Here is a 23,257-nt window from a genome sequence, read left to right as displayed (position 1 = left end):
ACCGATCCGGACGCCTGGCGGCCGCTCGTCAGGTGCGGGCGTCGTAGGCGCGCCGAGCCGCCAGCAGATCGGGGACGGCTCGGCGGGCCCAGTCCGCGAGCGCCTCCAAGGGATCGCGGATCTGGTCGGCCAGCGGGGTGAGCGCGTACTCCACGCTCGGCGGCGCGGTCGGGTGAACGGTTCGGGTGATCAGGCCGTTGCGTTCGAGGTTGCGGAGGTTGAGGGTCAGCATCCGGCGGCTGACGCCCGCGATGGCACGTTCGAGCTGGGTGAATCTTCGAGGCCCCTCACCCAGCTCGACGAGGATCTGGATGCACCACAACGTGCTGGCGGCGTCCCACACGGTGATCGCCATCGATCCGCTGGGGCTGGGCGCCAGTGACGCGCCCCATGACCGCGCGGCCTACGCGGTCGAGCGGCGGGCCGAGTACGTCGTCGCCGTCCGACGCCCCGACGCGGTGCTCCCCCGAGTACTGCCGTTCCTGAGCGACCGGTAGCGACCGGTGGCGACTAGCTTCGTACCGATGCGGTCGTTCGCGGGTGCGGCGCGGACGCCACGTGGGGCAGGGCGTGATCCCACCACCAGGCGATCTGCGGGTGGGGCGGCGGGGTGTGGTCGTCGGAGTCCCACACCAGGGGCGTGTCGCTAAGCTCCAGGATGTCGCCGGGCAGGTCGGGCAGGTGGTAGCGGGCGCTGGTGGCGGTGAAGTGCAGCGTCGCGGGGATCCACTGCGGGAGCTCGGCGGCGTACCGGACGACTTCGGGCCGCGGATCCGCGAGCAGCCGCCGCTGCAGGCGCAGCGCCAGGCACACCGTGCGCTCGTACAGCTCGTAGGCCGCGGCATTGGTCCGGTCGTCCGGCAGGCCGTCGTCGCGGCCGAGCGCGGCCATGATGTTGATGTGCTTCTGGACGGGCGCTTCTTTCAGCGCGCTGACCATGTCGTTGAAGAACGAGCACGCCAGCAGCACCGCCTCGCTGAATGCCTGTACCGGCGGTTCGCTCAGCTGCCGGGAGCCCATCGGGTAGCCGCCGCCCGGGCCGGTCATCGCGGCCAGGACCGTCATGCCCATCTTGGCCTTCCGCATCCGGATGAACTCCCCGACGCCGGGCCGCGCCTGCCGGTGCTGCATCACCCGTTTCCAGAGCTCACCGGTGATCCAGTAGTTGTTGGTCTCCACGAAGGCCGCCCGCCCCGCCGGTGACATGCAGCGGCTCAGCAGGTCGCGGGAGGCCCGGGCGCCCCGGACCCATCGGTCCTCGGCGATGGGCGCTTCGGTGGAGGCGTTCAGGGCGAACGCGACCTCGGCGATGTGGGCGGCCAGCGCCGCGGGGTCGTCCGCGAGGGTGTCCAGGTGGTCGTCCCAGGCGAACGTCCAGTAGCAGTAGGCGGTGAACGCCTTGACGAACTCTTCGGACGTGAACGGCATGGCGGCGGCGATGGCCAGCCCGACGTTCATCCGCGCGGCCGCGCTGTCGCCCGTGAACAGATCGTGCCGGACGGCCCATTCAACCCCGAAGGCGTCCACCGGTTCGGCGCCCGCCGGGTGCATTTTCAATGCCACCGGACAAAACACTTTAATCTCGCCCATCGCAATTCGCCCCCTCGGCGATCCGCGGGTCGACTACTTACAGTCAACAAATACTACAGCGTGTATTGACGCATGTCACCGTCCCCCAGATACCGACCCAACCCTGCCCTGACCAGCCAAGACGGAGCAGATGCACTTACCCGGCAGGTGGTCGTGCACTGTCGCGCTGATACAGGTCTATTACTCTCCGTTTCGATTCAACTACTCTCAGTCATGGAATGCTGAGTCGTGTCCGACGCGTCGGGTCCGAAACCGAGTGCGGGTGGCCTGGCGGGCATGAGAGAGGAACGCCAGTGACTTTTCCTGCGACGGTAGGCGAAGAGGAGCGCCCGGCTCGGCGTCCGCAGGTACCTGACGATCTCGTGACGTCCGGGGTGCGGACGGCGGTGGACCGGTTGGCTCCGCGAGTGCGCGGAATAGTGGCCTACCACCTGGGGTGGCAGGACGTGGCCGGGCACCCGGTGACGGCGGACGGCGGAAAGGGCATACGGGCCCGCCTGGTGCGGCTGGCGTGCGAGGCGGTGGGCGGGACGGCGGAGCAGGCGGTACCGGCCGCGGTGGCGGTGGAGCTGGCGCACAACGCGTCCCTGGTCCATGACGACGTGATCGACGGTGACGAACTGCGCCGTGGGCGTCCGGCGGTGTGGGCGGTGTTCGGCGTCCCGGCGGCGATCCTCGCCGGGGACGCGCTGTTCTTCCTGGCCACCGAGGTGCTGGCCGAGCGGCCGCCGCCATTGGGCGGCGCGGGCGTGTGCGTGCTCGCGGGGGCGATCCAGCAGCTCATCGAGGGCGAGCACTCCGACAGCGAGGCCGAGGAGCGGCCCGGCGGCACGCTGCTGGAGGCCGAAGAGCGGGCCGCGGCCAAAACCGCCGCGCTGACCGCGGCGGCGGGTGCGCTGGGCGCGCTCGCCGCCGGTGCCGAGGCCGACCGGATCGAGGGGATGCGGGCCTACGGCCTGCATCTGGGCCTGGCGTTCCAGTTCATCGATGACCTGCTGGGCATCTGGGGCGATCCGGCCCGGACCGGGAAGCCGGTCGGATCCGACCTGGCGTCCCGGAAGAAGTCGCTGCCGGTCGTGTACGCGCTGGCCTCCCCGACGCCCGCCGGACGGGCGCTGGCCGAACTGTACGAGACGCCGCGGACGTCACCGGCGACGACCTCGTCCGGGCCGCCGGTCTGGTGCAGGAGGCGGGCGGCCGCAGCTGGGCGGCGGCGAACGCCGAACACCACATCGGCGTGGCGCTGGAGCACCTGCGGCTGGTCACGCCGGACCACGCCGCCGAACAGGCCCTGACCACGCTGGCCCGGCAGGTCGTCGCCCGCACCCGCTGACCGGCCCCGCACACCTCGACCCGATGGGAAGGAGCACGATGCAGCAGGCCACGATCCGCCGGACGGTCGGTGCCGGGAGAGCCCGGTGAGCGCGGAGCCGACGGCGGCCGGAGCCGTCCCCAACATTCCGGTGGCGCCCGGGGCGCTGCCGGTGCTGGGGCACCTGCTGCCCGCGCTGCGCGACCCCTGGGCGTTCCTGAAGTCGCTGCCCGCGCACGGCGATCTGGTGCACATCAAGGCCGGGCCGCTCACGGCGGTGGTCGTCTGCGATCCGTACCTGACCCGCCAGGTGCTCGTCAACGACGCCACCTTCGACAAGGGCGGCCTGCTGTTCGAGCGCGGCCGCGAGGTCGGCGGCAACGGGCTGGGGAGCTGCGTCCACGCCGAGCATCGGCGGCAGCGGCGGCTGGCGCAGCCCGCCTTCCACCGCGACATGCTCCCCGGTTACACGGGCACCATGACCGCCACCATCGACGAGGTCACCGCCTCCTGGCGGCACGGCCAGGTCATCGACCTGGTGGCGGAGACGATGCAAGCCGCGTCCACCATCGTGATGAGGACGCTGTTCTCCGACTCCCTCCCGCCCACGGTGATGCAGCAGGCGCTGGACGACGTCACCACCATTCTCCAGGGCGTCCTGCGCCGCACGGTGATACCGCCGCCCGTGGACCGGGCGCTGGGCTGGCTGCCCGCCGGAGGCGCCCGCCGCTACGCCCGGGCCCGCGACCGGCTGCGCCGCACCCTCGGCACGGTGATCGCGCAGCGCCGGACCGCGCACGGCCCCGGCCCCGGCCGTCCGGTCGCGGACGAGCGCAAGGACCTGCTCGCGGCGCTGCTGGCCGCGCGCGACACCGAAGGCGACGGCAGCGGCCTGTCCGACGACGAGATCGTCGACCACGCCGTCACCTTCTTCGGCGCCGGTGTCGAGACGACCGCGGCCACGCTCGCCTGGGCGCTGCACCTGCTCGGGGGGCATCCCGAGGTCGCACGGCGGCTGCGCGCCGAGGTCGACGCCGTCCTGGACGGCCGGACGGCGACCCACGAAGACCTGCCCGCTCTCGACCTGACCGGCCGCGTCATCACCGAAACCCTGCGGCTGAAGTCGCCCGCGTGGCTGCTGACCCGCAGCGTCACCGCCGACGCCCGGCTGGGGACGCACGTGCTGCCCGCCGGTACCACCGTCGTCTTCAGCCCCTACCTGATCCATCACCGGAGCGACCTGTTCCCGCGCCCGGACCGCTTCGACCCCGACCGGTGGCTGCCCGAACGATCCGCCGCCATCCCCCGGCAGGCGTTCATCCCCTTCGGCATGGGCGCCCGCAAATGCATCGGCGACCAGTTCGCCCTCCACCAGGCGTCCATCTTTCTCGCCACGATCACCGCCCGCTGGCGGCTGGAACCCGTCCACCGGACGGTGCGGCCCGTGCGGGCCGTCGCGATGCGGCCGGGCCGCCTCCCGATGCGTGTCCTGAGCCGGTCGACGAACCCCAGCGAGGAGAGCCATGAGTGAGCTGCGCCCGGACGTGGGCGCCCATCGGGGCGAATCGGTGCGGTTCCCGGCGTTGCCGCTGCCGGCGCTGCTGCGGCGGCGCGCGCGGGAATGCCCCGCCGATGTCGCGGTGCGGGACGCCGAAACGCGGCTCACCTACGCCGAACTCGTCGACGGGGCCCATCGCCTCGCCGCCCGTCTGGGCGACGCGGGGGTGGCGCCGGGCGACCGCGTCATGTCCGCCCTGCCCCGCGGCGTGCCCGGGGTGCTGGCGCAGGTGGCGGTCCTCGCCGCGGGCGCCGTCCACGTGCCGGTCGACGCCGAATACCCGGCGGGGCTGCTGCACCGGATGACGTCCGCGCTCGGCGTCCGCTGCGTGCTCGGGCTACGGGAGCAGGACCTGCCCGCCGGACCGCACCGGATCGATCTCGACGATCCGGAGTCGGCGGCGAGGATCGCGGCACTGCCCGCGACGCCCCCCGACCGGGACCCGCCGCTCGACGCCACGGCCTTCGTGCTGCACACGTCCGGGACCTCCGGCCGTCCCAAGGCGGTGGCGCTCTCCCACGCCGCCTACAGCAACTCGATGCAGGCGTTCGGGCACCGCTATCCCGGTCCGGTCGGCACCTCGGTCACCAGCGCCCCGCCGACCTTCGACGCCTTCATCGGCTCGCTGTGGTGGACGCTGCTGGCCGGAGGCACGGTGCGGCTGCTGCCGCCCGCCCCGGGCGCGGCGATCGAGGAGCTGATCTCGGCGCTGTCGGTCGAGGACGTCGCCCAAGCCTGTCTGACCCCGTCCCTGTACCGCACCGTCCTGCCCGCGGTCGGCGCCCCCTCACCGACCCTGCGGCAGGTGATCCTGGTGGGCGAGGCGTGCGGCCGTGAACTGGTCGCCGATCACCATCTGCGCATGCCCGGCGTCGAGCTGATCAGCCAGTACGGTCCCGCCGAAGCCGCCGTGTGGTGCACGTCGGCGACGCTGGGCCCGGGCGACGAGGTGACGGTCGGGACGGCGATCGCCAACACCGAGCTGCTCGTGCTGGACGACGGGGGCGCCGCCGTACCCGACGGCCGGCCCGGCGAGGTGTGCGTGGCGGGACCGAATCTCGGCGAGGGCTATCTCGGCGACCCCGAACTCACCCGCGACCGCTTCGTCCCGCACCCGTCCGCCGCGGGCGGGCGCGTCTACCGGACCGGCGACCTCGGCCGATGGCGCCCCGACGGGCGGCTGGAACTGCACGGCCGGATCGATCAGCAGGTCAAGGTCCGGGGCCTTCGGGTCGAGCCGGAGGGCGTCGCCGCGGTGCTGCGCGACGTCGCCGGAGTCCGCGACGCCGTGGTCGTGCAGCGCACCGGACGGCTGATCGCCTACGTGGTGCCCGAGCGGGACGAGCGGGACGAGCAGGACGCGGCCGCGCGGCTGCTGCCCGCGCTGCGCGAACGGGCGGCGGAGCGGCTGCCCGCCCACGAACGTCCCGCCGCCTGCGTCATCGTCGCGGACCTGCCGGTCACCCGGCACGGCAAACTCGACGCGTCGGCGCTGCCCGCGCCGCCCGCCGCCCGTCCCGAACTGAGCACCCCCTACGTGCGTCCGGTGTCGGAGACGGAGCGGGCCGTGGCGCTGGTGATCGCCGAACTCCTGCGGATCGACGAGGTCGGGGCGCACGACGACTTCGTCGAGCTGGGCGGGGACTCGCTGCGGGCGGTGTGGCTCGCCGGGCGGCTGAGCGAACGGTTCGGCGCCGACCTCGGGACCCGGGCGGTGTTCGACGCGCCGACGGCGGCGCGGCTGGCCGCCCTGATCACCGCCCGGGGCCCGCGGCACCGGCCCGCGACCGCCGCACCCGGCGGCGTCCAGGCGCCGCCGGGTGCGGGCAGGCTGCCGCTCAGCCCCGCGCAGGTGTTCGCTCAGGCGAACGACCCCGCCCGCAGTTCCGGGCCGCTGTTCCTCCTGGAGACGCGCCACCTCGTCCGCGGGCCGCTGGACCGCGCCGCGCTGGCCGAGGCCGTGGACCAGACGGTGGCCGCGCAGGCCGGGCTGCGCGTCGGCGTGCGCCTGACCGGAACCCCGCAGGACGCCCACCAGGTCGTCTGCCCGCCGCCCACCGGGGTTCTGCGGGTACTCGAAGCGCGGGGGAGCGACCCCGCTTCGGTGCTCGCCGCGCACCAGTCGGCCGAACCGCTGAACGTGCCGGACGGCAGGGTCTTCGCCGCCGACCTGGTGCGCGTGACCGACGACGAACATCTGCTGGCGCTGCGCCTGCACCACCTCGTCGGCGACGCGGTCTCGGTCGGCATCCTCGAACAGGAGATCGGCCGCCGCTACGCCGCCGTCCGCGCGGGGAAACGGCCCGTCGTCCCGCCGTCGGACTACGCCGCGCTGGTCGCCCCCGCACCGTCCGTCCCCCGGCCGGAGGACACGCGGTTCTGGAGCGAGCGGGTCGCCGGATGCGGGCCGGTCGCGCTCATTCCCGCCGAGGTGCAAGGCGGGACCGCCGATTCCGGCAGGCGGGTGCGGAGCGTGCTGGTCCCGGCCGAACCGGCCCGGGCGTTCCTGCGCATGGCGCGGGCCCGGCGGCTCACCTTCGCCAGTGCCCTGTACGCGCCGCTGTGCGCGATCGTCGCCGCCGACACCGGCGATCCGGACACCCGGCTGCTGGTCGCGACGTCCCTGCGTTCCGAGCCGCTGGCGCACACCATCGGCTGGGTGACCGATCTGGTGCTGGTCCGCCACCGGACGCGCCCCGGACGGCCGGTGCCGCAGGCGCTCGACGACGCCCACCGGGACCTGCACGAGGCGCTGCGGCACGACAGCGTGTCGCTGTTCCGTCCCGGCACGCTGCCGCCCGAGATGGGCCTTCTACTGGCTCGTTCACAGTTCGTCACCTTCGACGTCCTGCCGCCCGTGACCGGGCTGAACCTGGACGGATGCTCGATCCTGCGCCAGGACATGCACACCGAGGGGTTCCAGGGAACCTACGACTTCCCCGGCCAGCTCATCGTCATGGCCAGGCAGGAGGACGACCGGATCCGGCTGATCGCCGCGTACGACTCCTCCTTCGCCCCCGACTCCTACGTGCGCGGCCTGCTGGAGCGGCTGCGGCACATCGTCGCGGCCTGCGGGCGGCCCGGTTCCCCGCCGCTCGACGAGCTCACCGAGCCCTGGCCGTTCGCCGCCCAGGAGACCAGCGGCTCCGCCCCGCGGGGCTGAGCCGCGGCCTCGCCCTCTCGCCACGCCGAAGGACGGAACTCATGACGGGGGAAGATCAGGACGTCGCGCCGACGGTGGCGTTCTCGGTGCACGACCGGGTCCAGCAGTGGCTGGCCGGGCAGGGCCCCGACGAGTCGCACATGCACATCGGGATGCTGCTGCGGCTGCGGGGCCCGGCGCCGACGCCGCCGGAGCTGCGCGAACTGCTGGCCGCGCGGGCCGCGTCCGCGCCCGTCCTGGCCTACCGGCCCGACTGGCGCGAGCGGCGCTGGACGCCCGATCCGGGCTTCGACATCGCGGCCCACCTGCACGAGCGGAAACTGCCCGAAGGCGCCGACGTCCTCGCGGCCGCCACGGCGCGGATGCGGCGCCCGCTGCCGGACCGGCGCCCGCTATGGGACCTGACGCTCCTGCACGGCCACCGGCCGGACGAGCACCTCCTCCTCTACCGCAACCACCACGCCTTCCAGGACGGGATGGCCATGACCGCCACCCTGGAGGCGCTGTTCGGCCGACGGCGGCTGGGGACACCGCGTCACGTCCCCTACCAAGCCGCGCAACGCGCACGGAGCACGCGGGCGCCCGGCGAGCCGCGCTGGGACCCGGGGGTGTCGCTGCGCCGCGCCCCCGCGTGGACGCCCGTCAGCGGGCCGCTCACCGGCCGCCGGGTGCTGCACGCCGTCGCTCTGGACGCGGACCTGCTGCGGGCCACGACGTCCGCCACCGGCGCCAGCCTCAACCAGGTGTGCCTGGCGGCCCTCACCGCGGCACTGCGAACCTGGTCCTTGCCGGACTGGACGTCGCCCACCGCGGGAACCGCGACCGGCCGCCGGGGCCGGACGCTGCCCGTCGGCATCCCGGTGAACCTGCGCCCGGCCGACCGCGCGGGCGCCCTGGGCAACCATCTCGGGGGGCTGCCCATCGGCCTGCCGTGCGGCGATCCCGACCCGCTGCGGCAGTTGCGCGGCGTGACCGAGCAGACCGCCGCCCGGCGCATGCTGCGTCACCGCGACCGCGGCCGGGCCCACTTCCACCGCGTCCCGTACCCGCTGCTCCGCGCGATGTGCTCCTGGGGCGCCGATCCTCGCCGCTTGGCCACCACCGTCACCACCGTCCGGGTCGCGCCGGGACTGGCCGTGGGCGGGGCGCCGGTCGTCGAAATGATCCCCTATCCGAACCTGGTCCCCCGGCAGCGCCTGATGGTGGCCATGACGCAGTACGGCGGCGGGGTCACCGCCTCGGTCCTGGCCGACGCCGGTGTGCCCGACCTACCGGCGCTGCACACCGCCTGGCAGCGGGCGGTGACCGACCTGTACGCCGCCACGAACAGCGAGCGGCCCGCACACCGCTGACCCCTCGCCGCGCCCCGCGCCGTCCCCGGGTTCCACGGTCATTCGTCCGAGGCGGCGGTGTCGGTGAGGTCGCCGAGGAGGTCTGCGAACGCCATGGCGCGGGGGGTGTGCCCGCTGGTGGGCCACAGGAGCCCGTACTCGATGGGCGGCGCGTCCCGGAAGGGGACGAAGGCGATGCCGGGCCAGCCGAAGTAGCGCGCTCCGCGCGCGGAGACCGGGAAGGCGCCGAGACCGGCGGCGACCAGGGAGAGCACCTCGGCCCAGTAGGTGAAGACCGGCCCGCGGCGGATGGCGCGGCCGGACGGGGTGTGGGTGGGCAGGTGGACGGCCGCCATGTAGTCCGGGAAGCTCCCGCCCGGGGTCATCAGCGGGACGTCGACGAGGTCCTCCATCGACATGTTCTCCCGCCGGGCGAGGGGGTGGTCGGCGGGGACGAGCAGGGCCCGCTGCTCGGACAGGATGGTGGGGCCGACGGTGATGCCGGGCTCGGCGACGGGGAGTTCGCTGAGCTGCAGGTCGAGGTCGCCCCGGCGCAGCGAGCCGTGCGGGTCGCTGAGCTGGATCTCCTGGATCTGGACGGTGCAGTCGGCATAGCGGTCGCGGAACGTCCGGGCCGCCTTGAGGAGCAGGTCGGCGCACCAGGGGGTGGAGTAGCCGACCCGCAGGGTGCCGGTGATGCCGCGCGCCTCGGCGACGGCCCGGTCCACGGCCTGCTGGATCTGCCGGTGCGCCGGCAGCAGGTCGTCGCGGAGCCGTTCGCCCAGCGGGGTGAGGCGGACGGTGCGGGAGGTGCGGGCGAACAGCGGCGCGCCGACGCGGCGTTCGGTCTTCTTGATGACGTGGCTGACGCGGGACGGGGTGATGCGCAGCCGCTCGGCGGTACGTCCGAAGTGCAACTCCTGCGCCAGCACCAGGAAGATCTCGATGTCCCGAAGCTCCACGGACCCCCCTACCGATCGTCGACCCGGCCCTCATCGCCGCGTTGACACTAATCGCATCGTTGACCGTATTCGCATCGTTGACCGTTCGGGCAACGCTGCCTTGCCGACATCGCCGTTGTTCGGCGGCGGCCGTCCCGCCAGCCTGTTGACGTGCGCCTCGGCGCGCCGACCGGGCGGGACCGCCCGCGGGCGACCAGGGAACGGACGTGATCGATGACGAAGGCCGCCGCGCGCCCGGGTGCACGTCGCCCGGGCCGACCCGGCGCGGGAGGAGCCGGACGGGCCGCGCCTGCGGGCCTGGCACGCGGTGGTCGCCGCGTCCATGGCCGCGGACGAGCCCGGCACGGGCGCCCGCGCCGCCCGGCCGGTTCCACGCTCACCTGACCGCCGAGGCGACGGCCGTCTGGACGGCCGTCCGCGCCGGCCACGTCGTGGGACTGGCGGTCCTGCGCCTGCCGTCCGCCACGGCGACGGGACGCGCGCACGTGCACGTTCACCCGGCGCATCGGCGCCGCGGCGTCGGCGAGGCGCTGGTGACCGCGCTGACCGCGCAGGCGCGCGTCCACGGCCTGCGCGGCGTCATCGTGGCCGTGCCCGTGGGCGGGACCGGCGACGCCTTCTGCCTGCGGCGCGGCCTGCGGCGCCTGCGCACACTGCACCATCTGCTGCTGTCGCTGCGGGACGTGCATCCGGGCTGGCTGGACGAGATGGTCGCGGTCGAGCATCCGGGCTACCGGCTGACGACGACGGCGCGGGTCGCTCCGCCGGGCCGCGCGGACACCGTCCCGGGCGATGTGCTGCTGACGGTCGCCGCCGAGCACGGCCGCAAGGTCGTCGGCTGCACCGAGGTCGTCGTCCCCGGAGGAGACGGGCCCCGGGCGACCCAGCACGACCGTCCGTCTGCCGACGACCATCACGGCCTGGGGCTGGACCTCTGGGTGAAGGCGATGATGCTGCGCCTGCTGTACGACGATTACCCGCAGGTCACGCAGGTCGTCACCGACACCGCCGGGAACGACGCCGCCCTGCTGGACGTCAACCGCCGACTCGGGTTCCGGCTGCACCGGCGCACCAACGAGTACCGCCTCGACGTCCGGCCCGAAGGCCGTCCGTAGCGCGGCTCCCCGTGGCCGTCCCATGCCCCCGGACGCCTGTCCGCATGACCTTCACTCCCATCCATTGCAACGCTTCTAGCGAGAGACGTTGCGTTGTCCGTCAGATCGTTGCAACGATATTCGGCCTGTGAGCTGCACAGTTGAGCTTTTAGTGCAACGTGGATGTTGCTAGATAGAGAAAGGCAACGTAGCGTTTGCGATGTCAGAAAGAACGAAGCGCAAGGAGAGCACGATGAACGAGTACGCCACCCCCGCCCCGATCGCCGCCGTCCTGGACGTTCCCGCCGGGCGCGTGCAGTTCATCGCCGCGGACCGGACCGACACCACCGTCGAGGTCCGGCCGGCCGACGCCGCCAAGGGCCGCGACGTCAAGGCCGCCGAGCAGACCACGGTCGACTACGTCGACGGCGTCCTGCGCGTCCAGGCTCCGGCGGCCGAGAACCGGGTGGTCGGCCGGTCGGGCGCCGTCGAGGTGACGGTCCGGCTGCCCGCCGGATCCCGGGTCGAGGTCACGGCCGCCGCCACCGAGTTCCGGGGCGTCGGACGGCTCGGCGACGTCGCCTTCGACGGCGCCTACCGCCGGATCGACGTGGACGAGGCCGCGGCCGTCCGCCTCACCGCCACCGACGGCGACGTGGAGATCGGCCGGCTGGGCGGCTCCGCGGAGATCAGCACGCAGCGGGGTGACATCCGGATCGCCGAGGCCCTCGGCGGCACGGTCGTGCTGCGCACCGAGTCCGGCGACATCACGGTCGACGCCGCGGCGGGCGTCTCGGCCTCCCTGGACGCGGGCACCGGCCACGGCCGCGTCGACAACTCGCTCAAGAACGACGGCACCGCCGAACTCGCCATCACGGCCACCACCTCCTACGGCGACATCACCGCCCGCAGCCTCTGACCTCCCGCACGAACGAAGGAACCCCCCATGACGAACCTGGCCATCGCAGCCGAGGGGCTGCGCAAGTCCTACCCCGGCAAGGACGGCGACAAGGTCGTGCTCGACGGCATCGACCTGGCGGTCCCCGAAGGGACGATCTTCTCCCTGCTCGGCCCGAACGGTGCGGGCAAGACCACGACCGTGCAGATCCTGTCGACGCTGGCGCGGGCGGACGGCGGCGAGGTGCGGGTGGCCGGGTACGACCTGGCGCGCGAGCCCGACGACGTGCGCGGGGCGATCGGCGTCACCGGCCAGTACTCGGCGGTCGACAAGCTGCTCACCGGCGAGGAGAACCTGCTCCTCATGGCCGACCTGCACCACCTGTCCCGCAAGAACGGCAAGCGCAAGACCGCCGAACTGCTGGAGCGGTTCGACCTGGTGGAGGCGGCCCGCAAGCCCGCCTCCACCTACTCCGGCGGCATGCAGCGCCGACTCGACCTGGCGATGACCCTGGTCGGCGACCCCGGCGTGATCTTCCTGGACGAGCCCACCACCGGCCTGGACCCCCGCAGCCGCCGCACGATGTGGGGCATCGTCCGCGAACTCGTCGCGGGCGGCGTCACGATCTTCCTCACCACCCAGTACCTGGAGGAAGCCGACCAGCTCGCCGACCACATCGCCCTGCTCGACCACGGACGCCTGATCGCCGAAGGCACCGCCGACGAACTCAAGCGCCTCATCCCCGGCGGCCACCTGTCACTGCGGTTCACCGACGAGACCGCCCTCGCCGCCGCGCTCGGCGCGCTGGGCACCGGTTTCGTGGACCCGTCCGACGACGACCGGCTCACGCTGCACGTCCCGTCCGACGGCGGTGTCGCGGCACTGCGCGACCTGCTGTCCCGGCTGGACGCGGCCGGTGCCGAACCGGCCGACCTGGCGGTCCACACCCCCGACCTCGACGACGTCTTCCTCACCCTCACCGGCCGGCAGGACCAGAAGCAGGAGGCAACCCGATGAGCTCCCTCGCCCTCGCCGCGCGCGACTCTTCCACGATGGTCCGGCGCCAGCTCAAGCGCCTGATCCGCTACCCGTCCATGACCATCCAGCTGATCATCACGCCGGTGATCCTGCTGCTGCTGTTCGTGTACGTCCTCGGCGGCACCCTGGGCGCCGGCATCGGCGGCGGACGCGACGCCTACATCGACTACGTCCTGCCCGGCATCCTGCTCATGGCCGCCGCCACCGCCGCCACCGGAACCGCCGTCATGGTCGCCACCGACATGACCGAAGGCATCATCGCCCGCTTCCGCACCATGCGCATCTCCCGCGCCTCCGTCCTCACCGGACACGTCGTCGGAAGCGTCGTCCAGCAGCTCCTGGGCATGGCCGTCCTCATCGGCATCGCCCTGGCGATCGGCTTCCGGCCGAACGCCACCACCCTCGAATGGCTCGCCGCCGTCGGGCTGCTCACCCTGTTCGTCCTGGCCGTCACCTGGCTGGCGGTCGCCCTCGGCCTGAAGTCCTCCACCCCCGAAGCCGCCAGCAACGCCCCCATGCCCCTGGTCATCCTGCCCTTCCTGGGCAGCGGCTTCGTCCCCACCGACGACATGCCCACCGCCCTGCGCTGGTTCGCCGACTACCAGCCCTTCACCCCCATCATGGAAACCGTCCGCGGACTCCTGCTCGGCACCCCCATCGGCGACAACGCCGCCATCGCCACCGCCTGGTGCGCGGGCATCGCCGCCCTCTCCTACCTCTGGGCCAAGCGCACCTTCAACAAGACCTGACCGTGAGCCCCCTGAGCCGGAGGCCGATCGCGAGCACCTCGATGCCGCGGTCGGCCGTTTCGGTGTCCGGGTGCCGAACCCCGCGCAAGGCGGATCTCCGCTACACGGCCCGGTGGGCGCGGAGGCGCCAGCCGGTCATCGGGGTGCGGCCCTCGGCGTCGCGGGGCCAGGTGCTCATGTCGCCGAGCCCGTCGGGGACGACGCCGAGGATGTCGGCGGGGACGAGCTCGTCGATCCGCCAGCCTTCGGCGAACAGCCCGCGGAGGCGGTCCTCGGTGAGACGGCCGGTGTTCGGGGTCCGCGCGCCCGGCCGGTCGGCGAAGCAGAGCACGGCGACGCGTGCGCCGTCCCGCAAGACGCGGCGCAGGACGTCGACGTAGCGCTCCTGTCCGACGGGGAGAGGCAGTGCAGGAGACCGCTGTCGAGCACGGTGTCGAAGGCGTCGTAGTCGTGGAACCCGGTGATGTCGGCGGCGCGGAAGGTCGCGGTCAGGCCGCGCTCGGACGCCTTGCGCGCGGCGCGTTCGACGGCGCCGGAGGCGAGGTCGACGCCCGTCACGCGCAGGCCGCGAGCCGCGACGGCGAGGGACAGTTCTCCGGTGCCGCACCCGGCGTCCAGCACGTTTCCTTCGCACCAGCCCGCGTCGACCAGTTCGCCGAGCGCCGGTTGGGGCTCGCCGATGTCCCAGGGGATCGGGCCGTCCCGGTACACCTGCTCCCACTCGATCGCTGGAGGGTTCTCCGACATGCTCTGCCTCTTCCCCGCTATGTGTCGGACGTCCCTCGCGTTGCGGACCTTCGGCCCTAACGCGGGACGGCGCCGGATGGTGGGCTGCCCTCGGAGAGGGGAATCATGCAGACCAGGAACACGCTCGCGTCGGACGATGCCCGGCACGCCATCGAGGACGCGGCGTGGGCTCCGTCCGTGCACAACACCCGGCCGTGGCGCTTCGCGGTGAGCGGCACGCGGATCAGCCTGCACGCGGACGCGGACCGCCGCTCGGACGTCGTCGATCCGGCGGGGCGGGAGCTGCTGATCAGTTGCGGCGCCGCCCTGTACAACCTGCGGTTGTCGCTGCGGATGCGGGGCTACGGATTCCTGTTGCGGCTGCTGCCCGTCCCGGGCCGTCCGTCTCTGCTGGCCGAGATCGACGTGGCGCCGGGTGCGGGACCCGCGGGCGAGGAGCTGGTGCGGGAGCACGCGCAGATCCGGCGGCGCCGCAGCCACCGCGGCGGGTTCGGTCCGGGGGAGGTACCGGACGAGGTGTTCGCGGCGCTGCCGTACGAGGACGCCTCGCTCGTCCGGTTCGGGGACGTGCACGAGCAGGACGCGCTCGCGGCCCTGTCGAACGCGGCGGACCGGGGCACCGGACCGGCCGACGACGGGACGGCTTCGGCCGGGGCCGCGGTTCTGCTCGTCACGCGCGACGACACGCCCGCCGCCCGGTTGTGCGCGGGGCAGGCGCTCCAGCGGTTGTTGCTGCGCGCGGCCGAACACGGTGCGGCCGCCGCGTTCCACACCCAGGCGCTCCAGGTGCCCGAACTGCGCACGGTCCTCCGCCTTCAGTTCTGCGGCGGTGCCCATCCGCAGATGATGCTGCGCCTCGGTGTGGCCGGCGGTGCGGAGCCGCGCTCGGTCCGCCGTCCCGTCGAGGACGTCATCAGCGCGGAGTGACGGGGCCCGCCAGGAACGGGAAGTCGAGGAAGTCCCTGGTGAAGGAGACGCCGGTGACCTCGGCCGCGAGGGCGAACGTGCGGGGCAGCTTGTCGGGGTGCAGGCGCTCGAAGGCGATCTCCCACTCGTCGCCCATGGGTTCGGTGGGGATGCCGAGGCTCCGCATGGCCCGATCGAGCCTGTGCAGATCACTTCCCCATCCGGTGAACGGCAGGGGCGGGACGAAGCCGGTGATCAGTTCGCCGTCGACGGCGTACACGAAACCGTCCTGCGCGTAATCGTGGCGGGAGACCGCGACCATCTCGCATCCGCGCGAGAGGTCGGCGGCGTAGTCGGTCAGGACGGCCGTCCAGCCGCCCAGTTCGACGGCGACGCTCCACCCGTTCGCCTGGACGACGCCGATATGGCCGCCTTCGGCTTCCAGCGCGGGCTCGCCGCCGATGTCCCAGAGTTCCGCGAAGGCCACCTCCTCGCCCGGTTCGTCGGATCGGGCGAAGCGGCGCACGACGTCCGTGGGGGTGAGGCCGCGGAAGAACGACACGCAGAAGATCTCGTCGAGGGCGTTCTCGGGATGGTCGAGCCAGCGGAAGGGGGCGAGGTCCATGGCGGTTCGACGGAGCCCGCCGGACGCGGGTTCACCCGCCGTCGAGACGGGAGAGCGCGGTGATGACGCGGTCGGAGATGTCCTTCGGCCAGGGGAAGGACGGGCTGACGGCGCGCTGGTGGGCGAGCCCGTGCAGGCCCAGCCAGAGCGCGACGGCGTCGGCGGGCACGTCGGTGCTGGTGGTCAGTCCGGCGCCGACGCAGTCGGCGAGGGCGTCGATGATGAGCTGCAGGGTCTCGGTGCCGAGCGTGGCCATGTCCTGTTCGGTCAGGGAGCTTTCGTCCAGGTTCGGTATCCACAGCCCGCCGAACATGGTGCGGTACCGCTCGGGATGGAGCCGGGCGTATTCGAGGTAGGCGTTGCAGAGGGCGTACAGCCGCCGCCGCGGGTCGTCGCCGGCTCCGTCCGTCGCGGCGCGCAGGTCGTCGGTCAGGCGGGCGAACTCCCGCTCGACGACGGCGAACATGATCGCGGGCTGGTCGGGGAAGTGCGGGTAGATCGAGGGGGCGGCGATCCCGACGCGGCGTGCGACCGACCGCAGGGTGATGGCGCGCTCGTCGCCCTTCTCGTCGAGCAGTTCCATCGCCGCGGCGACGATGTCCTCGCGCAGGCGGCCGCCCTCGCCGCGGCGGTTGCGTACGCGGGCCGGTTTGGCCGCGGCGGCCTTCTCAGTATCCTTCATGCCGTCAACTTACACCGCGAAGCTTACTGTTGGGCCGGGCCGCCGACGTAGGATTCATTCCGGACGGCCGCGCGGTGACGCGGCACGTCAGGCACCGAGGGGCAGGAGCCGCGATGAACGGAAAGCCCGAGATCGACACGTCCGTGCCGCACTCGGCCCGGATCTGGAACTACCTCTTGGGCGGCAAGGACAACTACCCCGTCGACCGGCGGGCCGGCGACCAGGTGATCCAGACCTTCCCCGGGATGGCGGACATGACCCGCCACTCGCGGTACATGCTCACCAGGGTCGTCCGGTACCTCGCCGGCGAGGCGGGGATCCGCCAGTTCCTCGACATCGGCACCGGGCTGCCCACCATGGACAACACCCACGAGGTCGCGCAGCGGCTCGCGCCCGAGTCGCGCATCGTCTACGTCGACAACGACCCGCTCGTCCTGCTGCACGCCAAGGCGCTCCTCACCAGCGCCCCCGGCGGAGCGACCGCCTACATCGAGGCGGACGTGCGCGACCCCGACGCGATCCTGGCCGAGGCCGCCGAGACCCTCGACTTCTCCCGTCCCGTCGGGCTCATGCTGATGGGCATCCTGGGCCTGGTGCCGGACGACGACGAGGCGCGGTCGATCGTGAAGCGGCTGATGGAGCCGCTGCCGTCCGGCAGCTACCTGGCGCTCTACGACGGGACCGACACCGTCCAGTCCTACGTGGACGCCATCCGGCACCACAACGCCAACAGCGGCGCCAACCCCTACACCCCCCGAAGCCACGAGCGGATCGCCCGCTACTTCGACGGCCTGGAACTGCTCGATCCGGGAGTCGTGACCGTCACGCAGTGGCGGCCCGAGCCCAGCCCGTGGGGCACGCCGCCCGAGGTCGCGTGCGCGGGCGCGGTGGCGCGCAAGCCCTGACCGGCAGTCGCGGAAGGCGTCGCCCGGTCTCGCCGGGCCGGGGCTCGCTGCTCTGAGCGGATCCGCCGTGGGCACACCGGCTATGGCCGGTGCGGGCGGCGGCGCAGAGTGAAGTCATGAGCGAAGACCAGAAAGCGCCGCTGTTCGACGAACACGCGCGGCGCGAGCTTTACCGGCAGCGCGTGCTGGTGCTCGACGGGCCCCTCGACGACGACAACGGCACGCTCCTCGCGACGCAGCTGATCAGCCTCGCGGCGGAGAACGCGTCGGCCGACATCGCGCTGTGGATCCATTCCCCCGGCGGGTCCGTGCCGTCGATGCTCGCGATCCGCGACGTGATGCGGCTCGTCCCGTGCGACGTGTCCACGCTCGTCCTCGGCATCGCCTACAGCGCCGGGCAGTTCCTGCTGTCGTCCGGGACCCCGGGCAAGCGCCGCGCCATGCCGCACGCCCGCGTGCTGATGCACCAGGGCTCCGCCGGGATCGGGGGCGCCGCCGTCGACATCGAGCTGCAGGCCGGCGACCTGCGGCACACCCGCGACACGGTGCTCGGCCTCATCGCGCAGGACACCGGCCAACCCCTCGACCGCGTCTTCGAGGACTCGCTGCACGACCGCTGGTACACGGCGCGCGAAGCGCTCGAATACGGGTTCATCGACACGATCGTCGACACCTTCGACGAGGTCGCACCGCCCCGGCACCGCCCGATCGGGCTGCGTGCGTCCGACGAACGAGCCGAAGGAGCCGTCCGATGAGCACCTACACAATCCCGAACGTCATCGCGCGGACCCCGCACGGCGAACGCATCATGGACGTCTACTCGCACCTGCTGACCGAGCGGATCATCTACCTCGGCACCGGCATCGACGCGGGCGTCGCGAACGCGCTCGTCGCGCAGCTGCTCCACCTGGAAGCCGACAACCCCGAGAACGACATCCAGCTGTACATCAACTGCGAGGGCGGGGACCCGAGCGCGATGCTCGCCGTGTACGACACGCTGCGCTACATCCGCCCGCAGGTGGCGACGACGTGCGTGGGGCAGGCGGTCGCCGTCGGCGCGGTGCTCCTCGCCGCGGGCGCCCCCGGCAAGCGTGCCGCGCTGCCGCACACCCGCGTCGTCCTGCACCAGCCCATGGGGCAGGGCCGCGGCGCGATCCCGGACCTCATCCTCCAGGCGGACGAGGTCGTGCGCGTGCGGGCGGACATCGAGCAGATCCTCTCCCGGCACACCGGGCAGGACACCGCGACGCTGCGCGCCGACACCGACCGGGACCGGGTGTTCACCGCGCGGACCGCACTGGACTACGGCCTCATCGACCACGTCATCGAGGAACGGGTGCCGCTCTCCGCGTTGACCGCCTAGGCGGCCAGCGCGTAGGCGACGCTGCAGGTCGGGCTCGCCGGGGCGGGCCGGGCCGGCACGGCCAGCAGGGTCGTCGCGACCGCGAGGGTCAGGTCGCCGAGCGTCACGTCCAGGGCGCCGGCGACCGCGGCGATCATCTCGCTCGACGGCTCCTTCACCCCGCGTTCCATCTCGGAGAGGTACTGCGGCGACACCCCGGCGCGCCGGGCGGTCTCCACCAGGATCTCGCCGCGCTCCAGGCGCAGCCGCCGCAGGCAGTCGCCGAGCGCGTCGCGCCACAGCGGTTCCGCCGGCGGGCGCGGCGCGGTCGGCTCGTCGGCGGGCTTGAGCGGGCGATCGGTCTCGGCCATGCGCACATCGTAAGTCGGCCGTCCCCGTGTGGAGTAGGCGTTCCGCCCACCGCAGAACGAGATCGCGAAGCGGCCGTTAACTTACACCGCGAAGTTTATGGGTGTAGCCCTTGCCGACTTGTACTTACGGTTGTAACGTTACGGAGGTAAGCAAAAGAGCGAGGAGCCGGGAGACACGCCATGATCAGCACCGCGACCATCACCGCCACCGAGATCGTCCTCCCCGGGAAGGTCGAGCCGGACGGTCTCGAACTGCGGGCCCGCGACCTGCCGGACCCGGCGAAGGGCCAGGTCGTCCTGCGGATGGAGGCGACGGGCGTCTCGTTCGCGGAACAGCAGATGCGCCGCGGCAAGTACTTCGACCAGCCGCCCTTCCCCTTCGTCCCCGGCTACGACGTGGTGGGCACCGTCGTCGCCACCGGCCCCGGCGTGGACCCCGACCTGGCCGGCCGCCGGTTCGCCGCGGTCACCAAGGTCGGCGCGTGGGCCAGCCACCTGGTGCTCGACGCCGACGGCCTGATGCCCGTCCCGGACGACGTGGACGCGGCCGCCGCGGAGGCCGTGGTCGTCAACGGGATCACCGCCTGGCAGATGCTGCACCGGACCGCGAAGGTCCGCGCGGGCGGCACGATCGTGGTGCTGGGCGCGAACGGCGGCGTCGGCTCCACGCTCGCCCGGCTCGCCCGGCACGCGGGCATCACGGTGATCGGGACGGCATCGGAACGCCACCACGCGGCCCTGCGGGAAATGGGCGTGCAGCCGGTCGAATACCGCGACCCGGACATGTACGCCCGGATCCGCGAACTCGCCCCGGACGGCGTCGACGCGGTCTTCGACCACGTCGGCGGCGCGGGACTGGAGCAGTCGTGGCGGCTGCTGCGCCGAGGCGGCACCCTCGTCTCGTACGGCACCGCCGCGACGAAGGACGACGAGGGCAACTCGCAGGCGCCCGTGCTGAAGCTGTTCGGGCAGCTCGCCGCGTGGAACACGCTGCCCAACGGCAAGAGCGCCCACTTCTACAACCTCTGGGGCGGCAAGCGCCGGTGCCGCGCGTCCTGGCAGCGGCGGATGAGCGAGGACCTCGCCCAGGTCCTGCGGCTGGTCGCCGACGGCGCCCTCGTCCCGCAGGTCGCCGCGCGCTTCCCCCTGACCGACGCCGTCGCGGCGCTGAAGCTCGCCGAGTCCCGCACTGTGGCCGGCAAGGTCGTCATCGTCCCCGCGAAGTGACGCCCCCGCCTCTAAGGGCGCTCGGCGACGGGGGCGACATGGAGCGGGGAGTTCCAGAGGTCGCGAGTAAAGGGGACACCGGTGATCTCGGCCGCGAGCGCGAACGAGGACGTGAGCCGGTCCGGGTCTACGCGGCTGCGGGCGGACACCCGTTCGTCCGTGGGTTCGGTGGGCAGGCCGACACCGCGCATGGCCCGGCACAGGCGGTCCGGATCGCTCCCCCATCTGCGGGGCGGCCAGAACGGGTCGAACACGGTGATCGCTTCCCCCTCGGCGGCGTACACGAATCTGTCCTCCGCGTAGTCGTGGCGAGAGATGGCGACCATCTCGCAGCCTCGCGAGAAGACGGTGTAGTACTCCTCCAGTACCGCGCACCAGCCCAGCGGTTCGAGGGCCACGGTCCAGCCGTCCGCCTGTACCGCGCCAACGTATCCGCCACCGTCCGCGCCACCGGTCTCGTGGGCGAACTCTTCGGCTTCGACCCAGAGTTCTCCGATGGACATCTGCTCTGCCGGGCCCTTATGCGGGAAGAAGCGGTAAAGGACGTCCGCTGGTGTGAGGCCGCGGAAGAACGACACGCAGGAGATCTCGCTCACGGAACTTCGTCCTCCTTCGGGGAGAGAGCCGCAGCGTCTCACGGGGGTGGGACATGGTTGCGGAGGAGGAGGGAGAGGCCGTGCTCGAAGCGGTCGTCGAAGGTGCCCGAGACGAAGTGGGTCGCCACCCGGGCCAGAGCGGGGTGGCGGGACGGGTCGAGGCGTTCGGTGAGGCGGGCGGACACGGCGTCCGGGGCGGCTTGTTCCTCTTGGGTCAGGCCCAGGGTGAAGTAGATGACGCTCCAAGCCGTCCAGGCCGCGTCCCGTTCCGGTAGGCCGGTGTCGAGGAGGGCGGCGATCAGGGCGTCCGCGAAGCGGAGCGTGGCGGGTTCGGCGGCGTAGGTTCCGGCGACGATGACCGCGCCGTCCCGGTGGGCGAGCAGCGCGCGGCGGTAGCGGTACGCGAGGTCCCGGGCGCGTTCGTCCGGGCGGGCGGGCAGGTCGTCGAGGGACGCTCCGGCGGTGATCGCGTCCGCCATCAACTCCAGCAGGCGGGCCTTGTTCCGGACGTGCCAGAGGACGGTGTTCATCCGGACGCCGAGGAGTTCGGCGACGCCGCGGACGGACACGGCGGCGGCCCCCTTGTCGTCCAGCAGCCGCAGCGCGGCGCGGACCACTTCCGCGGGGTCGAGCCCTTGCTTATTGGTCACTGACCTAGTGTACTGGCGAGCGTTGTTGGTCACCGACCAAGGAGGGTGTCGTGGAAGAGGTCGTGGTCGTCGGGGGCGGGCCGGTCGGGCTGTGGCTGGCCGCCGAAGCGCGGCTCGGGGGAGCGCGGGTCACGGTGCTGGAGGCGCGGGCCGAACGCGACGCGCGGTCCAAGGCGCTGACCGTCCACCCGCGAACACTGGAGATCCTGGCCTGCCGGGGCGTCGTAGACCGGTTCCTGGCGGACGGGCGCCGCATCCCGAGCGGCCATTTCGGCTCCCTGGACGAGCGGCTCGACTTCGGCGGCCTGGACACGCCGTTCCCGTTCACGCTGGCCCTCCCGCAGGCCCGCACGGAAGAGCTGCTCGAAGAGCACGCCGTGGCGATGGGCGCGCGGGTACTGCGACGCCACCGGGCGGTCGGCCTCCGCCAGGACGGCGAAGGGGTGCGCGTCGAGGTCGAGGGACCGGACGGGCCGTACGTGCGTCGGGCCGCGTACGTCGTCGGCTGCGACGGGACGCGCAGCACGGTGCGGGAGGCGGCGGGCATCGGCTTCCCCGGCACCGACGACACGGTGTGGGGCTGGCTCGCCGATGTGGTCCTGGACGATCCGCCGCCGGGCGGGGCGCTGAGCGTCTCCGGCCCGGCGGGCGGCCTGATGGTGGTTCCGCTGCCGGACGGGCCGCACCGGCTCGTCGGTACGGACCCGGGCAACGTCCGGACGGACCGGCCGGGCGAGCTCACGCTGGACGAACTGCGCGCGACCGTCCGGCGGATCGCCGGGAGCGACTTCGGCATGCGCGATCCGCGCTGGCTCTCGCGCTTCGGCAACGCGGCGCGGCAGGCCGAGCGGTACCGCGCGGGCCGCGTGCTGCTCGCGGGCGACGCCGCGCACATGCACTTCCCGGCGGGCGGCGTCGGCCTGAACGTCGGCCTGCAGGACGCCGCGAACCTCGGCTGGCGGCTCGCCGCGACCGTCCGGGGCGCCGACGCGCGGCTGCTGGACGGCTACCACGGCGAACGGCACCCCGTCGGCGCCGACCTGCTCCTCGCCACCCGCGCGCAGACCGCGCTCATGACCGCGTTCGGCTCCGACGGGCAGGCGCTGCGCACCCTGTTCGGCCGTCTCATCGCCACCGTGCCGGACCTGTCGGCGGAGCTGGCGCACCGGCTGACGGGTCTGGGCGTGGCCTATCCCGCCGGGCCCGGAGCGCATCCGCTGGTCGGACGCCGCGCGCCCGACCTGGCCTTCGCCGACACGACCCTGTTCACGCTCCTGCACGCCGGACGGCACGTCCTGCTGGATCTGGCGGGCGACGCGGGGCCACCGGTGGACGGCGTGACGTATCACCGAGGTCCGCTCGCCGCACCGCGCGGGAGATGGGCGGACGCGCGGGCCGTCCTGGTCCGTCCGGACGGGCACGTCGCGTGGGCGACCGACGCCGCCGACGGGGACGCGACGGCGGCCGCGGTCGTCAGGTGCACAGGGGGAGGCGGAGGGTGAGGTGGGCGC

At 73.0% G+C, this 23,257-nt stretch carries 24 protein-coding genes; 15 read left to right on the top strand and 9 right to left on the bottom strand.

Features of this window, described 5'->3' with window-relative positions:
- Window positions 1–28: 28 nt before the first annotated feature.
- A complete protein-coding gene (locus tag BJF79_RS11790) occupies window positions 29–355 on the bottom strand; it encodes a winged helix-turn-helix transcriptional regulator (RefSeq protein ID WP_075897032.1) in 327 nt (108 codons plus the stop codon).
- Here BJF79_RS11790 and BJF79_RS55340 point away from each other — a divergent pair.
- Window positions 345–497, top strand: coding sequence for a hypothetical protein (locus tag BJF79_RS55340; RefSeq protein WP_158079153.1), 153 nt, complete (start codon window positions 345–347; stop codon window positions 495–497). The genes BJF79_RS11790 and BJF79_RS55340 overlap by 11 nt on opposite strands.
- 13 nt (window positions 498–510) lie before the next feature.
- On the opposite strand, the gene BJF79_RS11785 is transcribed toward BJF79_RS55340, so the two are convergent.
- A complete protein-coding gene (locus BJF79_RS11785; protein ID WP_143219854.1) occupies window positions 511–1,563 on the bottom strand; it encodes a terpene synthase family protein in 1,053 nt (350 codons plus the stop codon).
- A gap of 434 nt (window positions 1,564–1,997) precedes the next feature.
- On the opposite strand from BJF79_RS11785, the gene BJF79_RS11780 reads away from it, so the two are divergent.
- From BJF79_RS11780 to BJF79_RS11765, 4 genes are all read left to right on the top strand, one after another.
- Complete coding sequence (locus BJF79_RS11780) at window positions 1,998–2,885, top strand: polyprenyl synthetase family protein (protein ID WP_262401878.1); 888 nt, start codon at window positions 1,998–2,000, stop codon at window positions 2,883–2,885.
- 123 nt (window positions 2,886–3,008) lie between these two features.
- Window positions 3,009–4,433 (top strand): cytochrome P450, encoded by a 1,425-nt coding sequence (locus tag BJF79_RS11775; protein WP_075897028.1) that lies wholly within the window; start codon window positions 3,009–3,011, stop codon window positions 4,431–4,433.
- Entirely contained in the window at window positions 4,426–7,623 is a 3,198-nt protein-coding gene (locus tag BJF79_RS11770; protein ID WP_075897026.1) for a non-ribosomal peptide synthetase, read from the top strand. The genes BJF79_RS11775 and BJF79_RS11770 overlap by 8 nt, the downstream gene beginning before the upstream one ends.
- A gap of 41 nt (window positions 7,624–7,664) precedes the next feature.
- Window positions 7,665–8,975, top strand: coding sequence for a wax ester/triacylglycerol synthase domain-containing protein (locus tag BJF79_RS11765; protein WP_075897024.1), 1,311 nt, complete (start codon window positions 7,665–7,667; stop codon window positions 8,973–8,975).
- A gap of 38 nt (window positions 8,976–9,013) precedes the next feature.
- On the opposite strand, the gene BJF79_RS11760 is transcribed toward BJF79_RS11765, so the two are convergent.
- Window positions 9,014–9,916, bottom strand: coding sequence for a LysR family transcriptional regulator (locus BJF79_RS11760; RefSeq protein ID WP_075897022.1), 903 nt, complete (start codon window positions 9,914–9,916; stop codon window positions 9,014–9,016).
- Window positions 9,917–10,122: 206 nt separating this feature from the next.
- On the opposite strand from BJF79_RS11760, the gene BJF79_RS11755 reads away from it, so the two are divergent.
- From BJF79_RS11755 to BJF79_RS11740, 4 genes are all read left to right on the top strand, one after another.
- Window positions 10,123–11,031 (top strand): GNAT family N-acetyltransferase, encoded by a 909-nt coding sequence (locus BJF79_RS11755; protein ID WP_083733356.1) that lies wholly within the window; start codon window positions 10,123–10,125, stop codon window positions 11,029–11,031.
- Between the two features lie 232 nt (window positions 11,032–11,263).
- Window positions 11,264–11,929, top strand: a complete 666-nt coding sequence (locus BJF79_RS11750; RefSeq protein ID WP_075897020.1) for a DUF4097 family beta strand repeat-containing protein — start codon at window positions 11,264–11,266, stop codon at window positions 11,927–11,929.
- Between the two features lie 27 nt (window positions 11,930–11,956).
- The gene (locus BJF79_RS11745) at window positions 11,957–12,925 is read left to right on the top strand and encodes an ATP-binding cassette domain-containing protein (RefSeq protein WP_075897018.1); all 969 of its coding nucleotides are present in this window, start codon (window positions 11,957–11,959) and stop codon (window positions 12,923–12,925) included.
- The gene (locus tag BJF79_RS11740; RefSeq protein WP_075897016.1) at window positions 12,922–13,695 is read left to right on the top strand and encodes an ABC transporter permease; all 774 of its coding nucleotides are present in this window, start codon (window positions 12,922–12,924) and stop codon (window positions 13,693–13,695) included. The genes BJF79_RS11745 and BJF79_RS11740 overlap by 4 nt, the downstream gene beginning before the upstream one ends.
- Before the next feature lie 174 nt (window positions 13,696–13,869).
- Here BJF79_RS11740 and BJF79_RS11735 read toward each other — a convergent pair whose 3' ends face one another.
- Window positions 13,870–14,442, bottom strand: a complete 573-nt coding sequence (locus BJF79_RS11735) for a class I SAM-dependent methyltransferase (protein ID WP_083733355.1) — start codon at window positions 14,440–14,442, stop codon at window positions 13,870–13,872.
- Window positions 14,443–14,547: 105 nt separating this feature from the next.
- On the opposite strand from BJF79_RS11735, the gene BJF79_RS11730 reads away from it, so the two are divergent.
- Window positions 14,548–15,369, top strand: coding sequence for a hypothetical protein (locus BJF79_RS11730; RefSeq protein WP_075897014.1), 822 nt, complete (start codon window positions 14,548–14,550; stop codon window positions 15,367–15,369).
- Here the strand turns inward: BJF79_RS11730 and BJF79_RS11725 are convergent.
- Together BJF79_RS11725 and BJF79_RS11720 are read right to left on the bottom strand one after the other, a co-directional pair.
- Window positions 15,356–15,973: a DUF6461 domain-containing protein gene (locus BJF79_RS11725; protein WP_075897012.1), complete on the bottom strand. Its 618-nt coding sequence runs from the start codon at window positions 15,971–15,973 to the stop codon at window positions 15,356–15,358. The genes BJF79_RS11730 and BJF79_RS11725 overlap by 14 nt on opposite strands.
- A 31-nt stretch (window positions 15,974–16,004) precedes the next feature.
- Window positions 16,005–16,655: a TetR/AcrR family transcriptional regulator gene (locus BJF79_RS11720; RefSeq protein ID WP_075897010.1), complete on the bottom strand. Its 651-nt coding sequence runs from the start codon at window positions 16,653–16,655 to the stop codon at window positions 16,005–16,007.
- 113 nt (window positions 16,656–16,768) lie between these two features.
- Here BJF79_RS11720 and BJF79_RS11715 point away from each other — a divergent pair, with 113 nt between their 5' ends.
- The 3 genes from BJF79_RS11715 to BJF79_RS11705 all read left to right on the top strand — a co-directional run bounded on the left by BJF79_RS11715 (window position 16,769) and on the right by BJF79_RS11705 (window position 18,923).
- Complete coding sequence (locus BJF79_RS11715; protein WP_075897008.1) at window positions 16,769–17,560, top strand: SAM-dependent methyltransferase; 792 nt, start codon at window positions 16,769–16,771, stop codon at window positions 17,558–17,560.
- A gap of 116 nt (window positions 17,561–17,676) precedes the next feature.
- Window positions 17,677–18,315, top strand: a complete 639-nt coding sequence (locus BJF79_RS11710) for a ClpP family protease (RefSeq protein WP_075897006.1) — start codon at window positions 17,677–17,679, stop codon at window positions 18,313–18,315.
- Window positions 18,312–18,923 carry a ClpP family protease gene (locus BJF79_RS11705; protein WP_075897004.1) on the top strand — a complete coding sequence of 204 codons (612 nt, stop codon included), beginning with the start codon at window positions 18,312–18,314 and terminating at the stop codon, window positions 18,921–18,923. The genes BJF79_RS11710 and BJF79_RS11705 overlap by 4 nt, the downstream gene beginning before the upstream one ends.
- Here BJF79_RS11705 and BJF79_RS11700 read toward each other — a convergent pair.
- Window positions 18,920–19,273, bottom strand: coding sequence for a helix-turn-helix domain-containing protein (locus BJF79_RS11700; protein ID WP_075897002.1), 354 nt, complete (start codon window positions 19,271–19,273; stop codon window positions 18,920–18,922). The genes BJF79_RS11705 and BJF79_RS11700 overlap by 4 nt on opposite strands.
- A gap of 180 nt (window positions 19,274–19,453) precedes the next feature.
- On the opposite strand from BJF79_RS11700, the gene BJF79_RS11695 reads away from it, so the two are divergent.
- Window positions 19,454–20,500 (top strand): medium chain dehydrogenase/reductase family protein, encoded by a 1,047-nt coding sequence (locus tag BJF79_RS11695; RefSeq protein WP_075897000.1) that lies wholly within the window; start codon window positions 19,454–19,456, stop codon window positions 20,498–20,500.
- An 11-nt stretch (window positions 20,501–20,511) separates the two neighbouring features.
- On the opposite strand, the gene BJF79_RS11690 is transcribed toward BJF79_RS11695, so the two are convergent.
- Window positions 20,512–21,096: a DUF6461 domain-containing protein gene (locus BJF79_RS11690; protein ID WP_083733354.1), complete on the bottom strand. Its 585-nt coding sequence runs from the start codon at window positions 21,094–21,096 to the stop codon at window positions 20,512–20,514.
- A gap of 38 nt (window positions 21,097–21,134) precedes the next feature.
- Complete coding sequence (locus BJF79_RS11685) at window positions 21,135–21,746, bottom strand: TetR/AcrR family transcriptional regulator C-terminal domain-containing protein (RefSeq protein WP_075896996.1); 612 nt, start codon at window positions 21,744–21,746, stop codon at window positions 21,135–21,137.
- Between the two features lie 50 nt (window positions 21,747–21,796).
- On the opposite strand from BJF79_RS11685, the gene BJF79_RS11680 reads away from it, so the two are divergent.
- Complete coding sequence (locus tag BJF79_RS11680; RefSeq protein ID WP_075896994.1) at window positions 21,797–23,248, top strand: FAD-dependent monooxygenase; 1,452 nt, start codon at window positions 21,797–21,799, stop codon at window positions 23,246–23,248.
- Window positions 23,249–23,257 lie beyond the last annotated feature (9 nt).

The organism is Actinomadura sp. CNU-125 (assembly GCF_001942465.1).
In the GTDB taxonomy this organism is placed as follows: Bacteria; Actinomycetota; Actinomycetes; order Streptosporangiales; family Streptosporangiaceae; genus Spirillospora.
This window is presented reverse-complemented; position numbering and strand designations above follow the sequence as displayed.